A 25,288-nucleotide genomic window follows, 5' to 3' on the forward strand; every position below is an offset into this window, starting at 1 on the left:
ACGAGCTTTCGTTTGTATAAATAAATTAATAGCTGTAATTATTTGCCCTCCTACTAACCCAATTAAGCTAGAATACCCTTCTCTAGCTTAATTGGGTCTTATCATTATGCTCTCCCTCATTGGACGCTTGTCCCCTTTGTTTTCTCAAGATATATTTTCTCATCAGCAGGCACTTGCCGCTGAGGTTTCTCGATCGCGCTTTTTGGTACTTGGCGGGGCGGGTTCTATCGGTCAGGCGGTTGTAAAAGAGATTTTCAAACGCCAACCACAAGCGCTTCATGTGGTTGATTTAAGTGAGAATAACCTTGTTGAGCTAGTTCGAGATATTCGTAGTTCTTTTGGTTATATCAATGGTGATTTTCAGACGTTTGCATTGGATATAGGTTCAGTAGAGTTCGATGCTTTGATGAAACAATCACAGGGTTATGATTACGTATTGAACTTATCTGCCCTTAAACATGTCCGTAGCGAGAAAGACCCGTTTACCTTGATGCGCATGATTGATGTTAACGTGTTCAACACAGATAAGACGGTGCAGCAAGCGATTGAGTTAGGTGCGAAAAAGTACTTTTGTGTATCGACAGATAAAGCGGCGAACCCTGTTAACATGATGGGAGCCTCTAAACGCATTATGGAAATGTTCTTGATGCGCCGTAGTAAAGATATTGCCATTTCTACTGCTCGCTTTGCCAATGTGGCGTTCTCTGATGGCTCTTTGTTACATGGTTTTAATCAACGTTTGCTGAAGCAACAACCCATCGTTGCGCCCAACGATATCACTCGTTATTTTGTGACCCCTCAGGAATCGGGTGAGCTGTGTTTAATGTCGTGCATTTTTGGTGAAAACCGAGACATCTTCTTCCCTAAGCTAAGTGAATCGCTTCATCTCATCTCATTTGCTGATATTGCGGTGAAGTACCTTGCTGAGCGTGGTTATGAGGCATTTTTGTGTCAGTCAGAAGATCAAGCGCGTGAATTGGCTGCAACCTTACCGGCTCAAGGTAAATGGCCTTGTTTGTTTACATCAAGCGATACGACGGGGGAGAAAGATTTTGAAGAGTTCTTCACCGATCAAGAGCTGCTTGATATGGCGCGATTTGAAAATTTAGGCATCATTAAAAATGAGCCGCTTTATGATGAAGCCTTGCTTGAACATTTCACTGATAAGATAGGTGAGATGAAAGCTAATCGAGCTTGGACCAAAGAACAAATTGTGGATTTGTTTTTCACTATGTTGCCGGATTTTGGTCATAAAGAAACTGGTAAGTATTTAGATAGTAAGATGTGATACCCGTGACGATTGAAACTAAAACCCTGATTGAGTTTGTGCGTGATACCTATCAAACTCATGATTTTATCCCGCTTCATGCACCTCAATTTCACGGTAATGAGCAAGCTTATGTCGCTGATACATTAGACAGCACTTTTGTCTCAAGTGTTGGTCGTTATGTCGATCAGTTTGAGCAAGATATTGCTCGTTTCACTAATAGTGGTAAAGCGGTTGCGACAGTCAATGGTACGGCGGCGTTGCATGCAGCGCTCTATCAAGCGGGGGTGAGGCAAGGGGATATCGTGATCACCCAAGCGCTGACCTTTGTTGCCACTTGTAATACGCTATTTCACATGGGCGCAGAGCCGCTGTTTGTTGATATTAATCGTTTCAGTTTTTCGTTGTGTCCACAAGCACTGGCTGAGTATTTAGCGGAGCATGCGTTTGTTAGCGATGATGGTCAGTGTGTGCTTCGGGCGACAAATCAAGTGATCCGTGCCATTTTACCCATGCATACATTTGGTCACCCGGCACAATTGGACGAATTGCTGGCGGTTTGTCAGCAATGGCACTTGGTATTAGTTGAAGATGCCGCAGAAAGTTTAGGCTCGTATTATAAAGATCAGCATACAGGCACTTTGGGTGGTTTTGGTGCGCTGAGCTTCAATGGTAATAAGATTATTACGACGGGTGGCGGTGGTATGGTGTTGTGCCGTGACCAACAAGCTGGCGAGCACTTAAAGCACCTCACCACGACAGCAAAAGTCGCACATCCTTATGAGTTTTATCATGATGAAGCGGGCTTTAACTATCGTATGCCGAACCTCAATGCCGCCTTAGGGTGTGCTCAGTTAGAGCAGTTACCTAACTATCTTGTTAAGAAACGAGAACTCGCTATGCAGTACCTGTCGTTTTTTGAATCAGATGTTAATTTTAGGGAACATTGCTTTGTACAAGAGCCAGAATATGCACAGTCTAATTACTGGCTAAATGCGATCGTGTGTCCGGATCTGCAAGCGCGTGACCAATTGTTAGCGCAAACTAACCAAGCGGGTGTCATGACACGTCCGGTTTGGCAATTGATGCATACTTTGCCAATGTATCAACACTGCTTACGTGGCGAATTGACCAACTCTGAATGGTATGCTGCGAGATTAGTGAATCTTCCTTCCTCTCCTGTTCTGATGTCGATTTAATCGACACCAAGCTCATATTATTGTTCGCCTTATCTATTGCTTTGTTACAATGCACAGTACACATTTACTGAGTAAATAACGAATAGCAGGTAAGGCGAATGCGTAAGATCGCAGTGTTTACTGGTACTCGAGCCGAATACGGTTTGTTGTATTGGTTGATGAAAGACATTCAAGCAGCAGATGACCTTAATCTGCAATTGTTGGTTTCTGGTGCGCACTTTTCTCCTGAGTTTGGCTTTACCTATCAGCAAATAGAGCAAGATGGCTTCGTTATTGATGAGAAGGTGGAAACCTTACTCTCGTCAGACTCTGCTGCGGGCGTAGCCAAAAGTATAGGGCTTGGGGTGATTGGTTTTACCGATGCGCTCTCACGTATGGCTTCTGATGCTCTGGTGATCCTTGGCGATCGTTTTGAAGCGCTAGCTGCCGCACAAACGGCAATGATTTTACGTATTCCTGTTATTCATTTACACGGTGGAGAAATCAGCGAAGGTGCTTACGATGATGCTATCCGCCATGCGATTTCTAAGCTGAGTTTGTACCACTGCACATCCATGGAAGCGTATCGTCAGCGTGTTATCCAGCTTGGCGAAGCGCCTGAACGTGTTTTTAATGTTGGGGCTGTGGGTTTAGACCATTTGCAACGCAGTCAGTTGTTGTCATTACCTGAACTGAGTGAATCTCTTTCATTTCCATTAAATCAGCCTTATCTGCTGGTGACATACCATCCCGTGACATTGGCGCAAGAGCCGGCAGTCGAAACCTTTCAAGCTTTACTTGCTGCGCTTGATTCCTATCCTGAACATCAAGTGATCCTGACTTATCCTAATGCCGATGATGGCGGTAGGCAGATCATTCCTTTGCTTGAAGCGTATGCGGCTTCGCAACCTGAACGAGTATCGTCTATTCCATCATTAGGTCAGCAACGCTATTTAAGCGCGGTGAAACATGCTGCGGCTGTGATTGGTAACTCTTCCAGTGGGATCATTGAAGTTCCTTCGTTTGATGTGGGTACTGTAGACATTGGCGCACGCCAGCAAGGGCGTATTGCCGCTACTAGCGTGATCCATTGTGAGCCGAATCAAAACGCGATAACGCAAGCCATTGATGCCGCGATTTCGCAAGATTACAAACAGAATGATGAAAAAGTGCAAAATCCTTATGGTCAAGGTAATGCCAGTGGGCAAATTGTTCAGCTTTTGCAAACGCTGCCGTTAAATGAAGTAAAGACATTTTACGATTTGCCACCCCTGAGTTGATAAAACAGATACTGACTATGACATTAATTATTGCTGAAGCAGGCGTGAATCATAATGGCGATATCGAATTAGCCCACCAACTGGTGAGTGCGGCGCATCAAGCGGGTGCTGATATTGTTAAATTTCAAACGTTCAAAGCGAAGAATTTGGTGACAGCAGATGCAAAGCAAGCCGATTACCAAGTGACGAATACTCAGCAGCAAGAGTCGCAGTTGGCGATGTTAAGTCGCTTAGAGCTGAGCTTTGAAGCACATTTTGCCCTGAAACAGCAATGTGAGGCCTTGGGCATTGAGTTTTTATCAACGGCCTTTGATAGTGAGAGTCTGTCGTTTTTAGTTAATGATTTGAAGCTCAAACGCTTAAAGATCCCGTCAGGTGAAATCACGAATGCACCCTTGGTATTAGCGCATGCGCGAACTGGGTGTGATTTGATTGTTTCGACAGGCATGGCAACATTAGCTGAAATCAAAGCGGCACTAGGTGTCATCGCTTTTGGTTATACTGCCAAGCAAGAAACGCCACCTTCATTAGCTGCATTTGACAGTGCTTTTAGCTCAGAACAAGGTCAAGCGGCACTGCAAAAACATGTGACTTTGCTTCATTGCACTACTGAATATCCAGCTCCTTTGGCTGAAATTAATTTGCGAGCGATGGATACGCTAGCGACAACCTTTGAGCTTCCCGTTGGTTATTCTGATCACAGTGAGGGAATAACTGTTCCCGTTGCTGCCACCGCTCGGGGCGCGAGTGTGATAGAAAAGCATTTCACGCTGGATAAAAACTTGCCTGGTCCCGATCATGTCGCTTCTTTAAACCCGGAAGAACTTACTCAAATGGTACAAGCGATTCGGGGCGTTGAACTGGCGTTGGGTAGTGAGATTAAAGCACCACAGCCTTCCGAAGTTAAGAACATGGCGGTTGCGCGTAAGAGTGTGGTGTGTAGCTCGGCGATTGCCAAAGGCGAATGTTTCACTAGTGAAAACTTAGTGATTAAGCGCCCAGGCGATGGTGTGAGCCCTTACTGTTATTGGCAGTTACTTGGTCAGCAAGCGCAGCGTGATTATACCGAAGGTGAACTGATCGCAGCGAGCGAGTTAGATCAAGTCGTAACCATTAATCAGAAGTTATTCAGATGAATAATCTCGAGTCAGTTCAAGCTGCTGAAACTAAACTACCACACCTCATTTTAGGGGCGGGTGGTCATGCCAGTGTGTTGGTAGATATACTCCGCCAGCAACGCACTGAAATCGCGGGCTTAGTAAGCCCAGATCTACAAGTAACTGATGCTGTCTTACGTGATAGCTTGCACGCTATACCTTGTTTTGCTGACGATGATGACGTGATGCAGTTCCAGCCTGAGACTGTGGTTTTGGTTAATGGCATTGGCGCACTACCAAGGCAAGGGTTACGGAATAAACTGTTTCAACACTTTAGTCGTCAAGGTTATTGCTTTGCTTCCGTTATCTCATCTCAAGCGCTGGTATCGCCTTATGCCCAATTAGGACATGGCGTGCAGGTAATGCCTGGGGCCATTATTCAAGCCGGGGCGGTTATTGGTGATAATTCCATTATTAACTCTGGGGCGATTGTTGAGCACGATTGCCAGATCGGAGCGCATTGTCATATCGCACCAGGCGCAACCTTATGTGGGCAAGTAAATGTCGCAGCCAACAGCTTCATTGGCGCAAGAGCGGTGGTGATCCAAAACTTGATGATTGAAGAAAATGTAGTTGTTGCTGCAGGGGCGAGAGTACATCGAGATGTGTTAGCAGGCGAGACGTATATATGATCAAGAACTGGAAAAAAGCAGTGTTGCCACCTTCGGCAACATTACGAGAAGCCCTTGCGGTGATTGACGCCCAAGCCTTGCGCATAGCATTGATTGCCGATCACCAAATGACATTACTCGGCACGGTAACTGATGGCGATTTACGGCGTGGCTTACTGCGTGGATTAGATATGTCTTCGCCAGTGACTGAGGTGATGAATACAAGCCCAATTACTGCGAGTGCATCTTTGTCTCATCAAGCGCTTGCAACCTTGATGGAAGCGAAAGATATTCTTGCTGTCCCATTGCTTGATAACGGTATTCTTACTGGGCTGAAAACACTTAATCAGGTATTGCATCCAGTACAGCACGACAACCCAGTGTTTCTTATGGCGGGGGGCTTTGGCACAAGGTTACAACCGCTAACCAATGCATGCCCGAAACCTATGCTTAAGGTCGGTGATAAACCGATTTTGGAAAGTATTCTACAAAGCTTTATTCAAGCTGGCTTCCGTCATTTTTATATCTCGACTCATTATCTCCCAGACATGATCCGCGCTCATTTTGGTAAGGGTGAAAAGTGGGGAGTATCGATCACTTATGTTCATGAAGAACAGCCATTAGGCACAGGTGGTGCGTTAGGTTTGCTGCCTGATGACATCAGTAAGCTTCCAATGATCATGATGAACGGCGATATCATGACCAATTTAGACTTCACCAAATTGCTAGATTTCCATCATCAGCAAGGGGCTGATGCCACCATGTGTGTGCGTGAATATGAATACCAAATTCCTTTTGGTGTGATCGACTGCCAAGGTGGGGCTATTCATGGTTTAAGTGAAAAGCCGGCCCACAAGGTGAAAGTCAATACAGGGATTTATGTACTCAACCACGATGTTGTTCGCCAAGTTGAGAAAAACCAACGAATTGATATTACTGATGTATTTTCACAAGTGATTGCGACTAAAGGTAAGGCGGCATCATACGAAATTAGCGAGTATTGGCTTGATATCGGCCGAATCGATGATTATCGCCGAGCTCAAGCTGACATGATGGATATGGGGATTTTTTAAGCGTGAGCAAATCGACAAAACCCATAGCCATTATTCCTGCACGCGGGGGGAGCAAACGTCTACCTCGTAAGAATGTGTTACCGCTACAAGGTAAGCCGCTGATCGCTTGGAGTATCGAGGCGGCTATTCAGAGTGGTATTTTCGAACGTGTGATCGTGAATACCGATGATGACGAGATTGCGGCGGTAGCCAAGCAATATGGAGCGCAAGTACCATTTATGCGTCCGGCAGAACTTGCCACTGATACCACAACCAGTATTGCTGTCCTTAAACACCAACTGGAGTACCATCAAGCGCAAGGCGAGTGCTATTACGATATGGTGCTGCTACAGCCAACCTCTCCACTACGAACTGCGGTTGATATTCAAACGGCTTGGCAAATGTATTGCGATCAGCAAGTAGAAAGTTTGGTGTCAGTGACAGCCGTTGAGCATCCTATTCAATGGACATTTGTGGATGATGAGCAAGGGCTCATTTCGCCACTTTTTGATCAAGTGCTCAAGCGTAGCCAAGATTGTGAGCAACATTATCGCCTAAATGGCGCGATCTATATTACCCGTACTGAGCATGTTTTATGCGAAGAGCGATTGCTGCATCCTTCATCTTGTTTGAGCTATAAAATGCCTACAGAGCGCTCAATTGATATCGATACCGAGTTTGATTTTGTGATGGCTCAAGCGGTTATTCATTACTACGAAAAATTAACCGAATAATTTGCGAGTTCTCTCTAAGTCTGACGACTAATTACCATTTATTGCCTAGGTTCTCTGTCATTATGCCTGCATCTTTTTACATCAGGTGGAGCTTAAGCGGTGCACATCAAACATCATGGAGCCAAAACAGGCGTAACTGGCTCATGTCATGAGTTATTTATCGGCAATAGTAGCTTATTGATTGATTGCGGGCTTTTTCAGGGGAAAGAAGCTCAGTCATCACTCAATATCGACTTTCCGCTAGACTCGGTTCGTGCACTTTTACTGACTCACTGCCATATCGACCACGTTGGACGTATTCCATGGTTACTGGCTGCTGGGTTCCATTCTCCTATCTACGCCACTCAAGCCACCGCTGCGCTCTTGCCTTTGCTGATTGAAGATGGATTGAAAATCCAATTAGGTCTCAATTCAACTCAGTGTCAACAGGTTACCCAGCGCCTTCATTCTTTGCTTAAGCCAATCCCTTTTGATTGCTGGGTACAATTAACCTTACCAAGTGGTGAGTTGATCAGTATCCGCTTTCGTCCTGCTGGTCATATCTTAGGTTCTGCTTATATTGAGATTAAACTGCCCGACAGCAGAATCGTTGTATTTTCTGGTGATCTTGGCCCTCGAAATACGCCACTGCTGGTTGATCCGGTATCGCCTGAACGTGCTGATGTTTTGGTGTTAGAAAGTACTTATGGCGATCATGTTCATGAGTCTATTCTGCATCGTCAGTCGAGACTGAAAGCGATTTTAGTGCGCTCACTAGAAGATGGTGGTGCGATCATTATTCCTGCCTTTAGCGTGGGAAGAACTCAAGAGCTGCTGTTTGATTTAGAAAACATATTGGCGGAGTTAGCAGAGCAAAATGATCCGCAGCTATGGTCAAAGATCCCTGTGATCTTTGATTCCCCCTTTGCCGCGAAAATTACTGAGCAATATAACCTCTATAAACAGTTGTGGGCGAGTGAAGCGAAAGAGCGTTATATAAGAGGCCGTCATCCGCTTTCTTTTCATCAGTGTGTGATGGTGGATAGCCATGAAGACCATCTTGCATTAATTAATCGACTAAAAGTTTCGGCAGAGCCTGCGATTATTGTGGCATCAAGTGGAATGTGTACCGGTGGGCGAGTCGTGAATTATCTTAAAGAGTTGCTGATTGATGAGCGAACCGATGTGATCTTATCAGGCTATCAAGCTAAAGGTACCCTAGGTGCTGAACTCGCAACAGGAACTAGGCAGGTTACTATCGATCAGCAAGCGGTGGAAGTGAAGGCGCAGGTCCATTTGCTATCAGGTTATTCAGCTCATGCCGATCAGAAAGATTTGCTGGCGTTTGTGCAACAAATAAAGCAAGGTCCAGATGAGATTTATTTGGTACATGGAGAGCCTGATAGCCAAACAGAGCTTGCGGCTAAGCTCTTGTCGGTAAAAACAAACCTGAATGTTCGTCTTGGGTATCAGGCATAAGTTGTCATTAGTTGCTTTTTTTCAAGCTCAAGATTGGTGGTTTTTTAAGTTTAAATTGTTATCAGAAATCTTTGCTCAGAACAGGCGAAGCACGTAAGGCTGGCTATACTTATATCTATATCAATAACCCACAGCATAATGAATGTGGAGTAGGTGGTAGATATGAAAAAACAGTTTTTTGCGCCGATAGTAGCAGGGATGATGTTAGTAGTGGGTATGGTGTCGACTGCAGTGTGGGCTGAAGAGGGTGTCGCAACGAATGCGTCATCACAATCGTCTGCAGTAACAGAAACAGCCACTCAAGCTGCGGCTGATTCGACGGCTGCCACAGGTACGGCTGCTGGTGTTGATACAGCGCTTGCTGCTTCTGCTGGTGGTCTAACCGCAACAGCGATTGCGGTGGGTGTGGCTGCGGTAGTGGTAGCAGTGGCAGTTGCTGATACTGGTGGTGAAGATTCCGGTCCACCGGTTACGGTTCCTGTTGAGTAATGCTCGCAATCGGTAGATTATTTATATTATTCATAAACAAAACGCGGTTTAGGCTTAGCCTAAACCGCGCTTCTTGTTTTTCAACCAAGCTATGTCTGCTTTAGTTCGCCTTATCTTTATTCAGCTGTTTTCCTTTGACCAAGCGGCGAACCCAAGGGCGCGCAGGGTGTAGTGCTTCCAACTCGTTTATTGCGACAGGTAATGGATCGCCACAAACTTGGGAGGCCAGTAACTCACCAAGGAGTGGTGCTGAACTTAACCCTCGTGAACCGAGCCCTAATAAGCCAAATAGGTTTGGGTAACACGGAACAGGAGCCGCGCTGTCTTGGTGTGATTTAAGATCGGCGTATTGCTCGATCAAGTTATCGATTTGGCACATATCACCAACGAACGGCAAGTGATCGCGGCTTGCACTGCGCACACCACAACGTGCTTGGTTGTCACTCATATCAAGCTGATTTGGCCACTCAACATTCGGCAAACTGTTGATCAAGCGCTGCTTGTTGCTCGCGTGTTCGTCAGGATTAAATTCGACATTCGTACTGTTACGACCATAACTCGCTCCAATACAGTGAGTATCAGAGCTGGTGTTTTTCGGTGTCAGGTAACCGTCGTAGCAAAGTACGGTTTTGAGCTCGCGTAAGGTTTCTGTCGTCGGAATATGGCTGACTTGACCACGAACCGGATACAGTGGGATCTCTTCTGTTTGGTTGAACTCAGTGAAACGATGACCGTTGGCAACAATGACGGTGTCGTGTTGGAAGCTCTCACCTGTGTTTGTAGTTAACTGCCATTGCTCGTTTGTCTGCGTGAGGTTAGTGATATCACAGTTAAAGTGACTGGTCAGTAAACCCGTTTGTTCAGCATGAGAAATTAAAACGCGCGTTAATTGCTGCGGACATAACCAGCCACCGAGCGGGTAGTGGACACTTGAGTGACCCGTTTCTACCCCCGTTAGTGCTTGAGTTTCTGCAATATCATGGGCAGTAATAAGCTCTGGTGGGAATTCTCCCGCCATCATGTTGATAAGCTTTCTAGTGGTGTTGTCATCCCAAGCTAATTGGGTCACGCCACACCATTGGTGGGCAAACTCGCCGTAGTGTGTCGCTTGCTCAACAAATTGACGGGCATATAAAAAGGCAGGAGCAAAGAAGTTAGAAACTGGGTTTTGATCGCCACTAAGTAGTGGATAGACAGCACCTTGGCGGTTACCTGATGCTCCTTCAGCTGGCAGTTCATCAGCGCAGTAAAGGCTTACTTTGAGTCCACGGCGGATCAGGGCGATTGCCACCGAAGCGGAAGCAATACCACCACCAATGATTGCCACATTGTCAGTGCTGGTGGCAGCGTTGCGTTGATACCAAGGCTTGACGTTAGAGCCGTGTTGGCGAGATTCAACGTGGCCGACCAACATATCACGCTTAGTGCCAAAGCCTTTGGCTTTTGACATGGTAAAGCCTGCCTCAATCAAGCCACGGCGGACAAAACCTGCGGCAGTGAAAGTGGCTGTGGTGCAGCCAGTTCGCGCTAATTTCACCATGTTGTTAAACAGGTTTTGGTTCCACATCTCAGGGTTTTTGCTTGGCGCAAAACCGTCTAAGAACCAAGCATCAACAATGCCTTCTTCTCCGCACCACACTTGCGGCATACAATCTTTGATGTCACCAAACCACAAATCTAATGTGATCATGCCATCTTCGAGTACTACACGTTGGCAACCTGCTACAGCAGCTGGATAGTGAGCGTGAAGTTGCTCGGCAAATTCCGCTAATTCAGGCCAAGATTGATGGGCTTTGATCAAATCGGCTTTGGTTACTGGAAACTTTTCAAAGCTGATAAAATGAAGCTCTTTGGTGGTAGCGTCTGGGTTCGCTTGACGGAAAGCTTTAAACCATTGCCATACCGCTAAGAAGTTTAAACCGGTACCAAACCCCGTTTCTGCTACCACAAAGCGACGACGGTCGAAGGTTTCCCAGCGTTCAGGCAGTCCGTTCTGTTTTAAGAAAACATAGCGGGTTTCTTCTAGCCCGTTGGTGTTGGAGAAATACACATCGTCAAAATCGTTAGAAACGGGTGTACCTGCTTCATTCCAATCAAGAACGGCATGTTCAATGCGCTTTGGCGTCTTATCAGACAAGGGAAACCTCTTATTCGTGGTGCAGTAGATGTCTGCTCGAAGGCGTAATTTAGGCGGAGTCATCAGCGTAAATCGCGAGGCAAACATCATAAATCATAGGAAATTGTCGTCGATTGTACCTGAACTCAGGGAAAGCTGACCACTTCTGCGTGAGAAAGCCGTTATTATCATCTGCGTTAAATATCAGTAGGAATTCATCATGAAACGAGCCGTAATTACAGGCATGGGTATCGTATCCAGCATTGGTAACAACGTAAACGAAGTGCTGGAGTCGCTAAAAGAAGGTAAATCAGGCATTAATTTCTCTGAACAATTTGCTGAAATGAAACTACGCAGCAATGTTTGGGGCGATCTTAAATTAAAGCCTTCTGAGCACATCGATCGTAAAAAGATGCGTTTCATGGGCGATGCGGCAGGTTACGCGTATCTGTCTATGGAGCAGGCAATTGCCGATGCTGGCCTAACTGAAGAACAAGTTTCTAACGATCGAACTGGCCTAGTGGCGGGTTCGGGTGGTGCGTCATCACTAAACCAAGTTGCAGCCGTAGATATTCTGCGTGAAAAAGGCGTGAAGCGCGTAGGTCCATACATGGTACCGCGTACTATGTCTTCAACCGTTTCTGCATGTTTGGCGACACCGTTTAAAATCCGTGGTGTGAACTACACCATGAGTTCAGCTTGTGCGACATCTGCACACTGTATTGGTCACGCACTTGAGCTTATCCAGCTGGGTAAACAAGATGTGGTATTTGCTGGTGGCGGTGAAGAGCTTGATTGGTCTTTGACTATGATGTTCGACGCAATGGGCGCACTATCAACTAAGTACAACGATGACCCATCGAAAGCATCACGTACTTACGATGCAGACCGTGACGGTTTTGTAATCTCTGGTGGTGGCGGCATGCTAGTGGTTGAAGAGCTAGAGCACGCACTAGCTCGTGGCGCTAAAATCTACGGCGAAATCGTAGGTTACGGTGCGACTTCAGATGGCTACGACATGGTAGCACCATCGGGTGAAGGTGCGGTTCGTTGTATGAAGATGGCGATGCAAGATCTTGAAGCGCCAGTGGATTACATCAACACCCACGGCACATCAACGCCAGTCGGCGACGTGAAAGAGCTAGGTGCGATTCAAGAGCTATTTAGCGAGAACTGCCCAGCAATCTCTGCAACTAAAGCGATGACAGGTCACGCTTTAGGTGCTGCGGGTGTTCACGAAGCAATTTACTCAACGCTAATGCTAGAGCACGGCTTTGTTGCACCAAGCATTAATATTGAAACGCTAGATGAAGCGGCACAAGGTTTAGATATCGTGACTGAGAAGCGCGATGTTGAGCTGAAAACCGTAATGTCTAACAGCTTTGGCTTTGGTGGCACTAACGCAACGCTAGTGATCAAGAAGTACGAAGGCTAGTTTCGGGTAAAGGAATCAAGCTGGTGATAAGGTGAACAACAACTCACACCAGCTTGTTACCCATGGTTGTAGCTGACTTAATACAGCTCAACCTGACAGTTTTCCGAGGTAGGCACTGACTAACACTGAACAGAAGATGACTTGTCCAGAGGCTTCTTACCATTCAATGACGATTAGCCAGTGCCTGTAAACAGACGCACCATTTGCATAGCTGTGCACCGGTACCTTGTTAGGTGCTAGTACTAGCAATAACAAGGTAAAGGAAAGCGTGCAAATGCTTTTTCTCGGACTTTTAACCCAGCATAGCTGGGTTTTTTTGTTTTATACCTGCTACACCCGCAAGTGAAACCCTCTATTAATACCAAGCTCAACTGAACATCATCTGAATCAATGTGTTCTCTTTGCTTAGTATCCGCTATGGAGGCGATAAGGTATTATAGGGCTTTCGGTTTATTGCTGATGGAGAATCAATGAACATCCTTATCGATGAAAACATGCCTTATGCCCACCAACTCTTTAGCCAGCTTGGCAATGTGACGTTAAAACCCGGGCGAACGTTAACCAGTGACGATTTAATCGATATTGATGCTTTAATGATCCGCTCGGTGACTAAGGTTAATGCCTCTTTATTAGCGAAAGCGAATCGTCTTCAATTTGTTGGCACTGCAACTGCGGGTCACGACCATGTTGACCAAGCTTTATTGGCAGAGAAAGGGATCACATTCACCGCAGCACCGGGGTGTAACAAAGTTGGTGTTGCGGAGTATGTACTTAGTAGCTTGATGGTATTGGGACAGCAGCAAGGCTTTTCTATTTTAGACAAAACCATCGGCATTATTGGTGCGGGGAATGTCGGCACCTACTTAGCAGGCTGCTTAGATGCATTGGGCATTCGTTATTTGCTGAATGATCCGCTGAAACAAGCAGATGGTGATCCTCGTACTTTTCATTCCCTCGAACAAATCCGCCAGCAATGTGATGTGATCACCTTGCACACACCGTTAACCAAAGAAGGCGAATACCCGAGTCATCATTTGGTGGACGCCGAGTTTCTGGCTACGATGCAACCGAACGCCATTTTGATCAATGCCGCACGTGGTGCGGTAGTGGATAACCAAGCACTAAAAGCAGCCCTCCAAGCGCAGAGTCAAAGGCTAACTGCTGTACTGGATGTATTTGAGTTCGAGCCGCAAGTCGATTTAGAACTCTTACCTTTACTGGCTTTTGCCACCCCACATATCGCAGGCTATGGTTTAGAGGGTAAAGCGCGTGGCACTACTATGGTCTATAACCGTTTTTGTGAGTTTTTAGCTCAGCAGCCATGCGAAAATAGCGAGAGTGATTTAACTCAAGTCAGTGCAGCGAGCTTGCTACCGCAAGCGCCAATTCCTTTTGTTACTTTGGCTAAGCAATGGGACGAAGCTGAGCTATTTACCTTGATCCAACTTATCTACGATGTGCGCAAAGATGACGCGTTATTTCGCCGTACTATGGTGCAAACCCAAGGTGATAGCGCACAGATGGCAATGGCTTTTGACTTGATGCGGAAAAATTACTGGGATCGACGTGAATATAGTGCGATTACGGTAGCGGGAGAGACCAGTTTTGGGGTAGAGTCGCTGGCTAAATTAGGTTTTACAATTGAGGTAACGCAATGAGTCAGGAATTTGATATTGCCGTACTCGGCGCAACTGGCGCTGTCGGTCAAGCAATGGTTGAAGTATTAGAGGAACGCAATTTTCCTGTTCGTAATCTGTACCTGCTTGCTTCTGAGCGTAGTGCAGGTGAAACCGTGCGCTTTAAGAATAAATCGGTACGCGTAACTAACGTTGCAGATTTCGACTGGTCACAAGTTCATATTGCGTTGTTCTCAGCAGGCGCTGAAGCCTCTCAGCACTGGGCACCGATTGCTGCTGATGAAGGCGTGATCGTGATCGATAACACATCATGCTTCCGTTACGACTACGATGTACCGCTTGTGGTACCAGAAGTAAATCCAGACGCGATTGCTGAGTACCGTAACCGCAATATTATTGCTAACCCTAACTGTTCAACGATTCAAATGTTGGTGGCATTGAAGCCGCTTCATGACGCATACGGTATTGAGCGCATTAACGTTGCGACTTACCAATCGGTATCAGGCTCGGGTAAAAAAGGTATTGATGAGTTAGCAGGTCAAACTGCGAAGCTACTTAACGGCCTTCCTGCGGAAAACAATGCTTACGACAAGCAAATTGCATTTAACTGTTTGCCACAAATCGATCAGTTCATGGATAACGGCTACACCAAAGAAGAAATGAAGATGGTTTGGGAGACGCAAAAAATCTTTGCTGACGAGACAATTCGTGTCAATCCAACTTGTGTGCGTGTACCTGTATTCTATGGCCACGCAGAAGCAGTGCATATTGAAACTCGTCAACCAGTGCATATTGATGAAGCGCTACAGCTATTAGAAAATGCAGAAGGTATTGAGTTGTTCCAAGGTAATGACTTCCCAACGCAAGTAACAGACGCACCTGGAAAAGACCATGTGATGGTTGCACGTGTACGTGAAGATATCAGCCACCCATGCGGTTTGAACCTATGGGTCGTGGCAGATAACGTACGTAAAGGCGCAGCAACGAATAGCGTACAAATTGCGGAACGTCTGATTGCAGACTACCTGTAATTAGCGAGCTAAGAAGCTTACTGGTTAAGTAGGTTGATTAGGCGAGGTGACGGTAATGTCTAGGTGGTAGTCACTGTGGTTGCCACTATGGTTAAAGTGTCACCTCGTCTGCTTAAATTTTCCAGCAACGCCACATTTTTGACAACCGTGCTACAGTTTCAGCCGTGCTGTCCGATATAGTAATACCCTAACAACAGATCTGTTTGATAAGTGCAGTGTTGAAAGTTTTGACTGTATTTATCCAATTGATTTCGAGTTTCCGCCAGAGAGGACTCCAGGCCGTGCCTGACGTATCTAACCTGATTAAACGTTTTATTCTTCCTGCATTCATTGCTACGACAGCGATTCATTTCTCCGCTCAGGCGAATACTGTCCGTATTATTGGTCCAGAGGAAGATCAGCCTTTACCACGTGTATCTGAGCGATACCGTGAAGCTTCTGCTGCCTCCGTTTCTCCAGATGTAGGAAGTAGCTACCAGTATGGTCCAACGCGCTCAAACGAAACCTTATGGGGGATCGCTTCCGCATATCGACCATCAAGCTCAGTTTCTGTTTATCAAGTGATTGGTGCTATTTATCGTGCCAATCCAAACGCGTTTGAAAATAGCAATATTCATGGTTTGATCCCAGGTAGCCGTTTAAATATGCCGACCCTGACGCAAATTCGCCGTGAAAACACCGATGCGGTGAAATTGCGTCTAGAGCAAGATCAACGTTCTCGTCCAGCACCAGCGACTCGTACCGCGTCAGCAAACCGTAATACTCAGCCTGCTGCGAATGCATCTTCGCGCTCGACTAGCACGCGTCCGACAAATACGAATGCAGCTACTAATACGCAAGCTTCACGTTCGACTCCTCCGGCACAAACTCGTACCGCATCTGTTGCGCCTGCGTCAACAACCGCACCAGCAGCAGTCGAAGCGGCAACTGTTGAATCGGCAACTGTAGAGGCAAGATCATCAACACAAGTTGCAGAATCTGAAACCGCGTTGATCCCAGCCAAGCCTGAAAAAATGGCGGGTCAGTTACAAGAGCAGCTAGATGCATCCGATGTCCAAATTACTAAGCTCTTAGAAAGTAACCACTTACTGCGTGTTCGCCTGTCAGAAATGCAGCACGAAGTCGCCGCATTGCGTGATCAACAATCAGACGATGAAGTCTTACGAGATGAAATAAAAGATTTTCTTGCCCAGCAAAAAGCGATTGTAGTGCAGCCTGAAGTGAAAGAACCTTCGATGCTGGACTCTTTAGCGGCAAATCCGTGGGCATTAGCGGCAGCCGCATTTATTCCTGGTGCTTTGATTGCCGGTGTCGTGTCTTATTTACTGTTTGGTCGTCGTAAAGAAGAAAAGGGCGATGAAGCGAAGTCGCTTGAAGGTCCTGAAACGACTGAACCTGCAATGATCCCGCCAGCAGACCCAATGTTGGCAGCGGCTGATGCTGCAAGTGATGACAGTGATTTAGCCTTGAGTGATGGCGATGATATCGATGATCTGTTTGCTCAAGATGATGCCTTGTTTGATTCGCCAGAAGACAGTCTTTACAGCCCAGACCTAAAAGAAGATGACGATACTCTAGATTTGGGTAGCGATGACTTTGATATCGATACGTCAATCGGTGCGGCGAGCAGTATTTCCGTGACTGGTGATGATAAAGCGCTAGGTCTGGAAGATATGGAGCGTGCGCTTGATGAGATGGATCAGTCTTCTGAACTGAGCTCAGATGAAGCGCTAGCGGCGATGTGGGAGCAGTCGTTACAAGACGGTAGCGATGAGCAACCTAATTTTGATCTCTCTGCCGAAGATGATAGCGAGAGCAATGAAGCGCTGGAAAACGGTATGCTTGATCAATCGCTGTTGGATGATTTGCTGGCAGAAGTTGAGCAAGAAGACAGTGCATCAAGTGTGGTTGAAGATAGCGCGTCCGATAACAGTAATGATGTTGTTGCTCAAGATGAGTTAGATGCACTATTTGCTAACTTTGATTCGCCAGAACAAGCGGTTAGCGATGAAATTGCTGAACAAGCGGCGATTGATGAAGCATTGGCACAAGCAAGTGCAATGGCAGATCCTGAAGCGGGTTTGCTTGCAGGTGACAGCACCGCTGGAGAAAAAGCGCAAGAGGCAAAAGCAGAGGCGGTTTTTAGCTCTGCTGATACAGCGGCAGACGTAGCGCTGCCAGATGATGTGTTCTCTGAGGTAGACGATGATGCTCTGTTAGATGAGACACTGCTTGACGAAACGCTTCTTGACGAAACAAGCACCGCGCTCCTCGATGAACTGATGGATGACGATGATCTTGGCTTAGATAACGAGTCGAATATCGAGATCTCGGAAGACAGCACGGCTTTGCTTGATGAATTGCTTAATGAAGACGAGCAAGAGTCATCGTTATTTAATAGCGACATTGAAATTGATGAAAACAGCACTGCGCTGCTCGATGAGTTAGTTGGTGACGATGAAGATGACGAGTTAGATCCTGAGCTTGGTAGTCTGGTTAATGATTTTGATGACATTGAAAGCAATGACGTCAACATTGATGAATTGGTGATCGATGAAAACAGTACCGAGTTACTCGATGAACTGCTAGGTGATGAGCTTGATTCCTCAACTTCATTGCCAGGCTTCGATGACCAAGACTTATTTGACTCACCAGTTGAGCAGACTGAAGCTGAAGCGCAGCCTTTGCAAGATCAGTCGATCGCAGGGGATCAAACTGTCGATAATAGTGATATCGACGATTTGTTGGCACAAATGGCTGAACCTGAATTTGCGCCTGTAGCAGAAGATCAAAGTGAACCATCGGTAGAGTCACAGGCAGAGCCAGAACCAGCGCCCGAATCGCAATTTCAGCAGCCATCTCAACTAACTCATATTGATGAGCAAGAGCCTGCGGTTGAATCTGCCACCGAGCTAGATGTACTCGAGTCGAGCGAGCTTAATGATACCCTGCAACAGCTGGAGTCTGAGCTTGCGCCAATCGATTCAGAGTTACCAGATGCGAGTGAAGAGCAATCTGAAGAGGCCGTTGCTGAGCAGCTTGAAGGCGAATTGACGGCGCTAGATACTGAAGCGTTGTTAGCTGATGATATGCTCGATACTAACGTAGCTGAAGATAGTACGTTTGAAGTTCATGAACCGCTAGCGGATGAGGAGCGAAATGCGTTCCTTGATGCTTTCGCTGATAACCCGATTGACTCGCTTGACACTTCATTGGCTTCTAATGCGTCTTCGCCAGTGCTCGACACTGAGCTAGATCCTGAATTCGAGCCCGTCGCTGGGGCTGATTCTGTTGATGTTGCGGCAGAAGACAATGAAGATGCCGACTTTGCACCTGAATCAACAGTATTTAATGACATTTTAAATGATGCTCTAGCTACTGACAGTAATGATACGGCTCCTCAAGCTGATGAGCTGTTTGAAGCAAACTTAGAGCCAGATCCTAGTGCAGATGTTAATTCAAGTGATGAGCCTGAGTTTTCAGCAGAGGATTTATTTAAACATCAAGATAAAGAACTTGAACCTGAGTTAGCGGTTGATGATCTTGATGCGCTGTTTGCTGAAACATCTTCACCTGAGTCGACATTAGCGCCAAGCGATGAAGATGCGTTATTAGCTGAAGTTGAAGAACTGTTTAATGAGCACGGTGCTGATGCAGGCGATGATACTCTGCCACAAACCGATGAAGCTGTGTCTACAGAGCATGATGTTCAAGCTGCGAATGACACCGCGGAAGAAGTTGAGTTAACTGCCGAAGCTGAAGTTGCTGAACAGCAACAACCAGCGCTAGAGCAGGATACACATAGCCAGGGTGGTCAAGACCTTAGCCAAGCTGATTTAGAGCAATACACGCAGCAAGGTTTCCCTGTTGGTCGTAGTGTTGATGAATGGCTGGAAGAGATGGAGCATGAAGATGCTCAAGCTGAGCATGACTCGAGTGACACTTCTTTAAATGAGAATGCTTTAAGTGATATAGAAGCCGCCGAGGCCGTTGTTCCTGAACACACTACTTCTGAGCAAAGTGCTTCTGAATACAGTGTTCCTGACACGACAGTATCTGAGCCGTCTCAAACTGAATTAGCACCAGAATCTACAGAATTAGCGCCTCAAGGTGAATCTGAACCCGTACTCGATCTTGCGGACTTCCCTGAATTTACAGAGGAAGATGCGTTTAATGATTTAGAGGCGTTGGATGAAGAAGATGCATCAGCCAGTGATGACAAGGTTGAGCCACAATCACATCAAGCAGACAGCTTCATTAGTGATAATGATTTGCCTGAGTTTGATGAAGAGTCGGCATGGTCAGACCCAGAAGCTGGGCCACTAGAGCCAGAGGTTGAGGTCGAGCAAGACGATCCGGCAATGCTGGATAATGTCGTCAAACAATTACAACAGGCAGCAGAAGCGGCTCAAGGTTCGCATCACTCTCATGATGCAGAGTCAGTTGCTCATGAGCTAGCACCTGAACCTAGCTTACAATCTGAGCCGCAAGTTGAAGAACATGCCGATCTGCAACATAAAGAAGCTAGCTCTCTGTCTCATGAAAAGACAAATGAGAGTGAGGCTGAATTTGCTGCCGATGAGCCAACGGCATTCGATGTCGCGAAAGCGGATAAAGGTTTCGAGTTTGAAACGATAGACCCTGCAAGTTTGCCTGAGTTTAGCGAAGATGAAGCGCTGCAAGCGTCATTCGATGAGCAACATGAGCTTGAGCAGTATGATATCGAACAGGGTATTGCTCCTGAACTTGAATCTGAGCTAAAACAAGAATCAGAACCTGAGTTTGATAACCAAGCGTCAAACCAAGTTGAAACAGCATCGCCAGTGGAAACTGATAGCAATGTCGTACCAACATCACCACAGCCTGTACCGACAATGGAGCAAGCTTTGGTGGACAGTGCTGGTCTCGATATGGACGCTTTGCTAACTGATCCTGATAGCTTAATGTTGGATCAGCCTGTTGCTGGAGATGCTCAACCTGAGGTTGAATCTGAGATCGATTTATCGGCTTTTGATCCTCAAGTGGATGAGCAAGTAGCGCAAAATCAGCTTGATAATACGATTCCAATTGGCATCGATGATATCGAGAGTCAAGAGCGCGATCAGTTACTGTTTAACGAAGAGCCTGTGCTTGATGATGATGCATTCGACGTACCGGATGACGAAGCCGAAGTGTGGGCAACGGCATCTGAAGAGCCTTCATTAGCAAGCGAAGATTGGTCTGAACAGCCGCAAATGCAGGTGGAAGAAGTTGATCGCTTTGATGCTAATAGTTTGCTCGATGATCTTGATGATGATGCTGTTGAAGCACAATCAAACAGCGAGCAAATTGATGAGCCTTCACTGCTAGCTGATGAAGAGGTTGAGCTATACCCTGAAGCAGATAGCGAGCTACTTGAAGAGCAAGACAGTGTCGCTGCTAAACCTTACATCAGTATTGATGAGCTATTAAAAGAGTCAGAGCTTGAGCATCAAGAGATGGACATCGATAGTGAGCCACTGAACCTTGAAGTCGGTTTGGATGAGTTCCCTGATATTCTTTCTGATGTGCCAGCCTATGATGTAGATAGCCAAGGTGAGTATGCGAGTAAGCTTGATTTAGCCAAAGCCTACCTTGAGATGAACGATAGTGAAGGCGCTGCTGATTTGCTGCAAGATATCGCTCAAAATGGTGACGCGCAGAGTGCTGATGAAGCTAAAGCTTTGCTCGCCAAGGTACGCTAAACCATTGAGTGCCATTTAAGGCAACGGATTTAACGTAAAGCGTAGACTATTTAGTCTGCGCTTTTTTATTGAGGCTGCATTATTGCTATAATCCTCAACAATTTTTCATTCTAGGCTGAGAAGCCTTGGTTAAGACGAAGTAAATTATGCGAATAGCTTTAGGTATCGAATACGACGGTGCAAAATATCGTGGCTGGCAACGCCAACAAGATGTGATCAGTGTTCAGGGCGAATTAGAAAAGGCCTTGTCGAAGATTGCTAATCAACCTGTTGAAGTATTTTGTGCAGGGCGAACGGATGCAGGCGTTCACGGTACTGGTCAGGTCGTTCACTTTGATGCGGACTGTGATCGCCCATTAAAAGCGTGGGCGATGGGGGTGAATACCCACTTACCTAAAGACATCGCTGTTCGTTGGTCAAAAGAAGTATCTGAAGATTTTCACGCTCGTTTTTCAGCAACGGCACGTCGTTACCGCTATGTTATTTGTAATACGGCACTGCGCCCTGCGATTTTGTCTCATGGTGTGAGTCATTATCACGGTGATTTAGATGAGAAGCTAATGCACGAAGCAGGTCAGTACCTGTTAGGTGAGAACGACTTTACCTCGTTCCGTGCGACTTACTGTCAAGCGAATTCACCGTGGCGCTGCCTGCACCACTTGAAGGTGACACGTCATGGTCAATACGTGATCATCGATATTAAAGCGAATGCGTTCTTACACCACATGGTACGCAATATTACTGGTAGCTTGATTAAAGTGGGTCGCGGTGAAGAAAAGCCTGAGTGGATGGGCTGGTTACTTGAGCAAAAAGATCGCAGCATCGCAGGTGCAACAGCTAAGCCGGGCGGTTTGTATTTGATCGAAGTGGATTACCCAGAAGAGTTCGGCATCCCTAAAGTGCCAGCAGGTCCGTTGTTCATTACAGACTAAGAGATGGCAGCTGAAACGAAATCTAGTCGGTTAATTGCTGATTAAGTCAGCATTTTTAGCAATGTAGTGTGTCCGAGGGCATATTACATTGCTATATTGGCTTCCATCCCACAAGGTACAACCAGTTTTTTATCTACAGATTGGCAACTTTGTGCTTTAATTCCACTCTTATAAACCTGAGCTCGCTGCGTTAGCTTAGGGATAACTAACGAATTTGTTTCCTTCGCACCTATTGAGCGAGGGAATTTTAAGATAAAAGGTCATTCATGAGCTGGCTTGAAAAGATCCTAACGAAGAGCAACATTGTTTCTTCTCGCAAAGCGTCTATCCCTGAAGGTGTATGGACCAAGTGTACTTCTTGCGAACAAGTGCTTTATCACGCTGATCTAGAGGCTAACCTAGAAGTGTGTCCAAAATGTGATCATCACATGCGTATGAAGGCACGCCGCCGTCTAGAAACTTTCCTTGATAAAGACAATCAAGTGGAACTTGCGGCAGAGATGGAACCACAAGATAAACTGAAGTTCCGTGACTCGAAAAAATACAAAGATCGTATCTCTGCGGCTCAAAAGAACAGTGGCGAAAAAGACGCCCTCGTTGTGATGCAGGGTACGCTACTGAACCAACCGGTTGTTGCGTGTGCGTTTGAATTCTCATTCATGGGCGGCTCTATGGGCTCGGTTGTGGGTGCGAAGTTCGTTAAAGCTGTTGAAGCGGCAATGGAAAACAACTGCGCGCTCATTTGTTTCTCGGCAAGTGGCGGTGCTCGTATGCAAGAAGCCCTAATGTCGCTGATGCAAATGGCGAAAACCAGTGCGGCGCTTGAGCGTATGTCTGCGAAAGGCCTACCTTTCATTTCAGTACTGACTGACCCAACAATGGGTGGTGTATCGGCAAGTCTTGCGATGTTGGGTGATATCAACATCGGTGAGCCAAAAGCACTGATTGGTTTTGCAGGTCAGCGTGTTATTGAGCAAACCGTACGTGAGAAGCTACCAGAAGGCTTCCAACGTAGTGAATTCTTGCTTGAGCATGGTGCGATTGACATGATTGTTGATCGTCGTGAAATGAGCCAGCGTATTGGTGGCTTGATTGCTAAGCTAACTGCGCAACCTTCTCCGCTAGTGGTATCTGTAGATAGCGCGCCGGAAGTGAAAGAAGAAGAGCCAAGCAACGAGCAAGACGCATAATTTAGCAACAGATTAGTGTGTCGCTTATAGCGATATTATGAACGCCGATGAAAGTGATTTTCATCGGCGTTTTTGTTTTTTTAGATTCCAGCAGTTTGGTATAGTGCATACCAACAAGTAAGTGATTAAGCGAATAATTTTTAATGACCAACCTAAAAGCACCAACTGCAACCGCGCCGCTTGCAGACTGGCTGTCATATCTTGAACAGCTTCACACTAGTGCTATCGATTTAGGGCTAGATCGTGCCCAAGCGGTAGCTGAACGAGGCCAATTAACCAAACCCGCACCGAAAGTGATCACTGTTGCGGGTACCAATGGTAAAGGCTCTACCTGTGCCATTTTAGAAGCTATTTTGCTTGATGCCGGTTACAAAGTCGGTGTTTATAGTTCACCTCACTTAGTGCGTTATAACGAGCGAGTGCGTATTAACGGCGAAGAGCTAGCTGATGATGCACATAGCCAAGCTTTTGCACAAATCGAACAATACCGTGGTGAGATTAGTTTAAGTTTGTTTGAATTCGGTACCTTAGCGGCACTCGAGTTGTTCAAATCGAACGGTGTCGATGTGGTCTTGCTTGAGGTTGGTCTTGGCGGTCGTTTAGATGCGACGAATATTGTGGATCACGATGTATCGGTTATCACCAGTCTTGCAATCGATCATGTTGATTGGCTTGGTGATGACATCGAAGTGATTGGCTATGAAAAAGCGGGCATTTTCCGTAGCGGCAAACCCGCTATCTGTGGTCAGCCAACGCCGCCTGCGAGTGTCGCTGCCCATGCTGATGATATTGGTGCCAAGTTATTCCAAGTGGGTTATCAGTTTGACTATCAAGTCGAGGGGGACACTTGGCGCTGGCATAGCGGTTGTTTTGAGCTTGATGACCTTCCTGTTCCGGCACTGCCATTACCGAATTCGGCTACGGCACTGATGGCGTTAGGAACGGCTGAGCTGGATATCAGTGATTGCAATATCGTGAATGGCTTAAAAAAGGTGGTGCTAGCTGGGCGAATGGAACGCGTGAGCGAGCAACCATTGGTGATCATGGATGTGGCGCATAACCCGCATTCAGCCCAGTACTTTGCTAAACAACTGGTCAAGCTAAAGCAAAAAGAAGGTAAGGCGCGTATTCATGCGGTTGTCGCTATGCTGCATGATAAAGATATCGCTGCAACCATAGCTGAGATGACAGATGTGGTTGATGCATGGTATCCCGCGTCATTAGAAGGACCACGTGCTGCAAAAGCAGAAGAGATTATTGCTCATGTGGGTGATGGTGTCTCAGGCTTTGCAACCCCAGAACAAGCTTATGATCACGCCCTATCTCAAGCGCAACCGGATGAGATGGTAATCGTTTTTGGCTCGTTTTACACTGTGGGCCAAATCGCTAGCCATATTGCAGCCAAACAGGAGTAACAGTGGCAAGTAAGTTTCAGAGCCGTTTAGTCGGCACAATTATCTTAGTGGCACTGGGAGTGATTTTCCTCCCAGATTTGTTCGATGGTAAGAAGCAACATTACCAAGAGCAATTTGCCAGCATTCCGCTTCAACCTGAAATAAACGCAGAAGAAGCCTTTGAAACGATCCCTGAGCCTGAATTTGTGGACGTTGAATTACCGCAAGAGCCTGTGACTGTGGTGATTGATGAAGAGCCGCAAATTGAGGATGCCCCACTACCGGTTGAGCCTACTAAAGTAGAACCGCCAAAGCAGGGGTATAAGGAAAGTGGTTGGGTTGTGCAGTTAGGTGTTTTTGGCAATGTAAATAATGCCAATAAGCTGGTGGCTAAACTTCGCAAAGCAGGTTACCAAGCTCACGTATTTCCAAAAGAGCTAAAACCTGGTGACTACGCTCGCGTGGTAGTTGGACCAAATGTCTCCAAAGAGGAGTTATCTGGTCAGCTCAAAGATTTAGAAAAAATCACCGGTTTAAAAGGGCAATTGCTTAGATTTAACCCACTAAACCCTTAGGTAAACGTTTGCGTTCTCATTTTTTCTGT

General features: G+C 46.3%; 18 protein-coding genes. 17 read left to right on the forward strand and 1 reads right to left on the reverse strand.

Features of this window, described 5'->3' with window-relative positions:
- The first annotated feature begins 106 nt into the window (after positions 1-106).
- The 9 genes from A3K86_RS13240 (at position 107) to A3K86_RS13280 (ending at position 9,226) form a co-directional block, all read left to right on the forward strand.
- Positions 107-1,288 carry a UDP-N-acetylglucosamine 4,6-dehydratase gene (locus A3K86_RS13240; protein WP_068331746.1) on the forward strand — a complete coding sequence of 394 codons (1,182 nt, stop codon included), beginning with the start codon at positions 107-109 and terminating at the stop codon, positions 1,286-1,288.
- Positions 1,289-1,299: 11 nt separating this feature from the next.
- Positions 1,300-2,466 carry a LegC family aminotransferase gene (locus tag A3K86_RS13245; protein WP_068332569.1) on the forward strand — a complete coding sequence of 389 codons (1,167 nt, stop codon included), beginning with the start codon at positions 1,300-1,302 and terminating at the stop codon, positions 2,464-2,466.
- Positions 2,467-2,564: 98 nt separating this feature from the next.
- Positions 2,565-3,725, forward strand: coding sequence for a UDP-N-acetylglucosamine 2-epimerase (gene neuC / locus A3K86_RS13250; protein WP_068331755.1), 1,161 nt, complete (start codon positions 2,565-2,567; stop codon positions 3,723-3,725).
- 17 nt (positions 3,726-3,742) lie between these two features.
- Complete coding sequence (gene neuB / locus A3K86_RS13255) at positions 3,743-4,861, forward strand: N-acetylneuraminate synthase (RefSeq protein ID WP_068331758.1); 1,119 nt, start codon at positions 3,743-3,745, stop codon at positions 4,859-4,861.
- Complete coding sequence (locus A3K86_RS13260; RefSeq protein WP_068331761.1) at positions 4,858-5,514, forward strand: acetyltransferase; 657 nt, start codon at positions 4,858-4,860, stop codon at positions 5,512-5,514. Before neuB ends, A3K86_RS13260 begins: the two co-directional genes overlap by 4 nt.
- On the forward strand, positions 5,511-6,566 hold the full coding sequence (locus tag A3K86_RS13265) for a nucleotidyltransferase family protein (protein ID WP_068331764.1): 1,056 nt from the start codon (positions 5,511-5,513) through the stop codon (positions 6,564-6,566). The genes A3K86_RS13260 and A3K86_RS13265 overlap by 4 nt, the downstream gene beginning before the upstream one ends.
- A gap of 2 nt (positions 6,567-6,568) precedes the next feature.
- Complete coding sequence (locus tag A3K86_RS13270) at positions 6,569-7,279, forward strand: acylneuraminate cytidylyltransferase family protein (RefSeq protein ID WP_068331770.1); 711 nt, start codon at positions 6,569-6,571, stop codon at positions 7,277-7,279.
- Between the two features lie 99 nt (positions 7,280-7,378).
- Positions 7,379-8,737: an MBL fold metallo-hydrolase gene (locus A3K86_RS13275; protein ID WP_068331778.1), complete on the forward strand. Its 1,359-nt coding sequence runs from the start codon at positions 7,379-7,381 to the stop codon at positions 8,735-8,737.
- A gap of 162 nt (positions 8,738-8,899) precedes the next feature.
- On the forward strand, positions 8,900-9,226 hold the full coding sequence (locus A3K86_RS13280) for a hypothetical protein (protein ID WP_084406604.1): 327 nt from the start codon (positions 8,900-8,902) through the stop codon (positions 9,224-9,226).
- 100 nt (positions 9,227-9,326) lie between these two features.
- Here the strand turns inward: A3K86_RS13280 and mnmC are convergent, their stop codons facing one another.
- Positions 9,327-11,363, reverse strand: coding sequence for a bifunctional tRNA (5-methylaminomethyl-2-thiouridine)(34)-methyltransferase MnmC2/FAD-dependent 5-carboxymethylaminomethyl-2-thiouridine(34) oxidoreductase MnmC1 (gene mnmC, locus A3K86_RS13285; RefSeq protein ID WP_068331780.1), 2,037 nt, complete (start codon positions 11,361-11,363; stop codon positions 9,327-9,329).
- A gap of 199 nt (positions 11,364-11,562) precedes the next feature.
- On the opposite strand from mnmC, the gene fabB reads away from it, so the two are divergent.
- The 8 genes from fabB to A3K86_RS13325 all read left to right on the forward strand — a co-directional run bounded on the left by fabB (position 11,563) and on the right by A3K86_RS13325 (position 25,259).
- Positions 11,563-12,777, forward strand: coding sequence for a beta-ketoacyl-ACP synthase I (gene fabB / locus A3K86_RS13290; protein WP_068331781.1), 1,215 nt, complete (start codon positions 11,563-11,565; stop codon positions 12,775-12,777).
- Positions 12,778-13,247: 470 nt separating this feature from the next.
- Positions 13,248-14,435, forward strand: coding sequence for a 4-phosphoerythronate dehydrogenase (locus A3K86_RS13295; protein WP_068331787.1), 1,188 nt, complete (start codon positions 13,248-13,250; stop codon positions 14,433-14,435).
- Positions 14,432-15,445, forward strand: coding sequence for an aspartate-semialdehyde dehydrogenase (locus A3K86_RS13300; protein WP_068331789.1), 1,014 nt, complete (start codon positions 14,432-14,434; stop codon positions 15,443-15,445). Before A3K86_RS13295 ends, A3K86_RS13300 begins: the two co-directional genes overlap by 4 nt.
- Before the next feature lie 281 nt (positions 15,446-15,726).
- On the forward strand, positions 15,727-21,168 hold the full coding sequence (locus tag A3K86_RS13305; RefSeq protein ID WP_068331790.1) for a FimV/HubP family polar landmark protein: 5,442 nt from the start codon (positions 15,727-15,729) through the stop codon (positions 21,166-21,168).
- A 146-nt stretch (positions 21,169-21,314) separates the two neighbouring features.
- Entirely contained in the window at positions 21,315-22,100 is a 786-nt protein-coding gene (gene truA, locus A3K86_RS13310) for a tRNA pseudouridine(38-40) synthase TruA (protein ID WP_068331791.1), read from the forward strand.
- 266 nt (positions 22,101-22,366) lie between these two features.
- The gene (accD, locus tag A3K86_RS13315; RefSeq protein ID WP_068331793.1) at positions 22,367-23,290 is read left to right on the forward strand and encodes an acetyl-CoA carboxylase, carboxyltransferase subunit beta; all 924 of its coding nucleotides are present in this window, start codon (positions 22,367-22,369) and stop codon (positions 23,288-23,290) included.
- A 143-nt stretch (positions 23,291-23,433) separates the two neighbouring features.
- Entirely contained in the window at positions 23,434-24,705 is a 1,272-nt protein-coding gene (gene folC, locus A3K86_RS13320) for a bifunctional tetrahydrofolate synthase/dihydrofolate synthase (protein ID WP_068331795.1), read from the forward strand.
- Positions 24,706-24,707: 2 nt separating this feature from the next.
- On the forward strand, positions 24,708-25,259 hold the full coding sequence (locus tag A3K86_RS13325) for an SPOR domain-containing protein (protein WP_068331798.1): 552 nt from the start codon (positions 24,708-24,710) through the stop codon (positions 25,257-25,259).
- Positions 25,260-25,288 lie beyond the last annotated feature (29 nt).

Source organism: Photobacterium jeanii, assembly GCF_001650345.1.
Classification (GTDB): Bacteria; Pseudomonadota; Gammaproteobacteria; order Enterobacterales; family Vibrionaceae; genus Photobacterium; species Photobacterium jeanii.

Coding starts and splice junctions, on each gene's coding strand:
- A3K86_RS13300 (WP_068331789.1), top strand. CDS start 14,432: ATGAGTCAGGAATTTGATATTGCCGTACTCGGCGCAACTGGCGCTGTC.
- neuB (WP_068331758.1), top strand. CDS start 3,743: ATGACATTAATTATTGCTGAAGCAGGCGTGAATCATAATGGCGATATC.
- folC (WP_068331795.1), top strand. CDS start 23,434: ATGACCAACCTAAAAGCACCAACTGCAACCGCGCCGCTTGCAGACTGG.
- neuC (WP_068331755.1), top strand. CDS start 2,565: ATGCGTAAGATCGCAGTGTTTACTGGTACTCGAGCCGAATACGGTTTG.
- fabB (WP_068331781.1), top strand. CDS start 11,563: ATGAAACGAGCCGTAATTACAGGCATGGGTATCGTATCCAGCATTGGT.
- truA (WP_068331791.1), top strand. CDS start 21,315: ATGCGAATAGCTTTAGGTATCGAATACGACGGTGCAAAATATCGTGGC.
- A3K86_RS13265 (WP_068331764.1), top strand. CDS start 5,511: ATGATCAAGAACTGGAAAAAAGCAGTGTTGCCACCTTCGGCAACATTA.
- accD (WP_068331793.1), top strand. CDS start 22,367: ATGAGCTGGCTTGAAAAGATCCTAACGAAGAGCAACATTGTTTCTTCT.
- A3K86_RS13240 (WP_068331746.1), top strand. CDS start 107: ATGCTCTCCCTCATTGGACGCTTGTCCCCTTTGTTTTCTCAAGATATA.
- A3K86_RS13260 (WP_068331761.1), top strand. CDS start 4,858: ATGAATAATCTCGAGTCAGTTCAAGCTGCTGAAACTAAACTACCACAC.
- A3K86_RS13280 (WP_084406604.1), top strand. CDS start 8,900: ATGAAAAAACAGTTTTTTGCGCCGATAGTAGCAGGGATGATGTTAGTA.
- A3K86_RS13295 (WP_068331787.1), top strand. CDS start 13,248: ATGAACATCCTTATCGATGAAAACATGCCTTATGCCCACCAACTCTTT.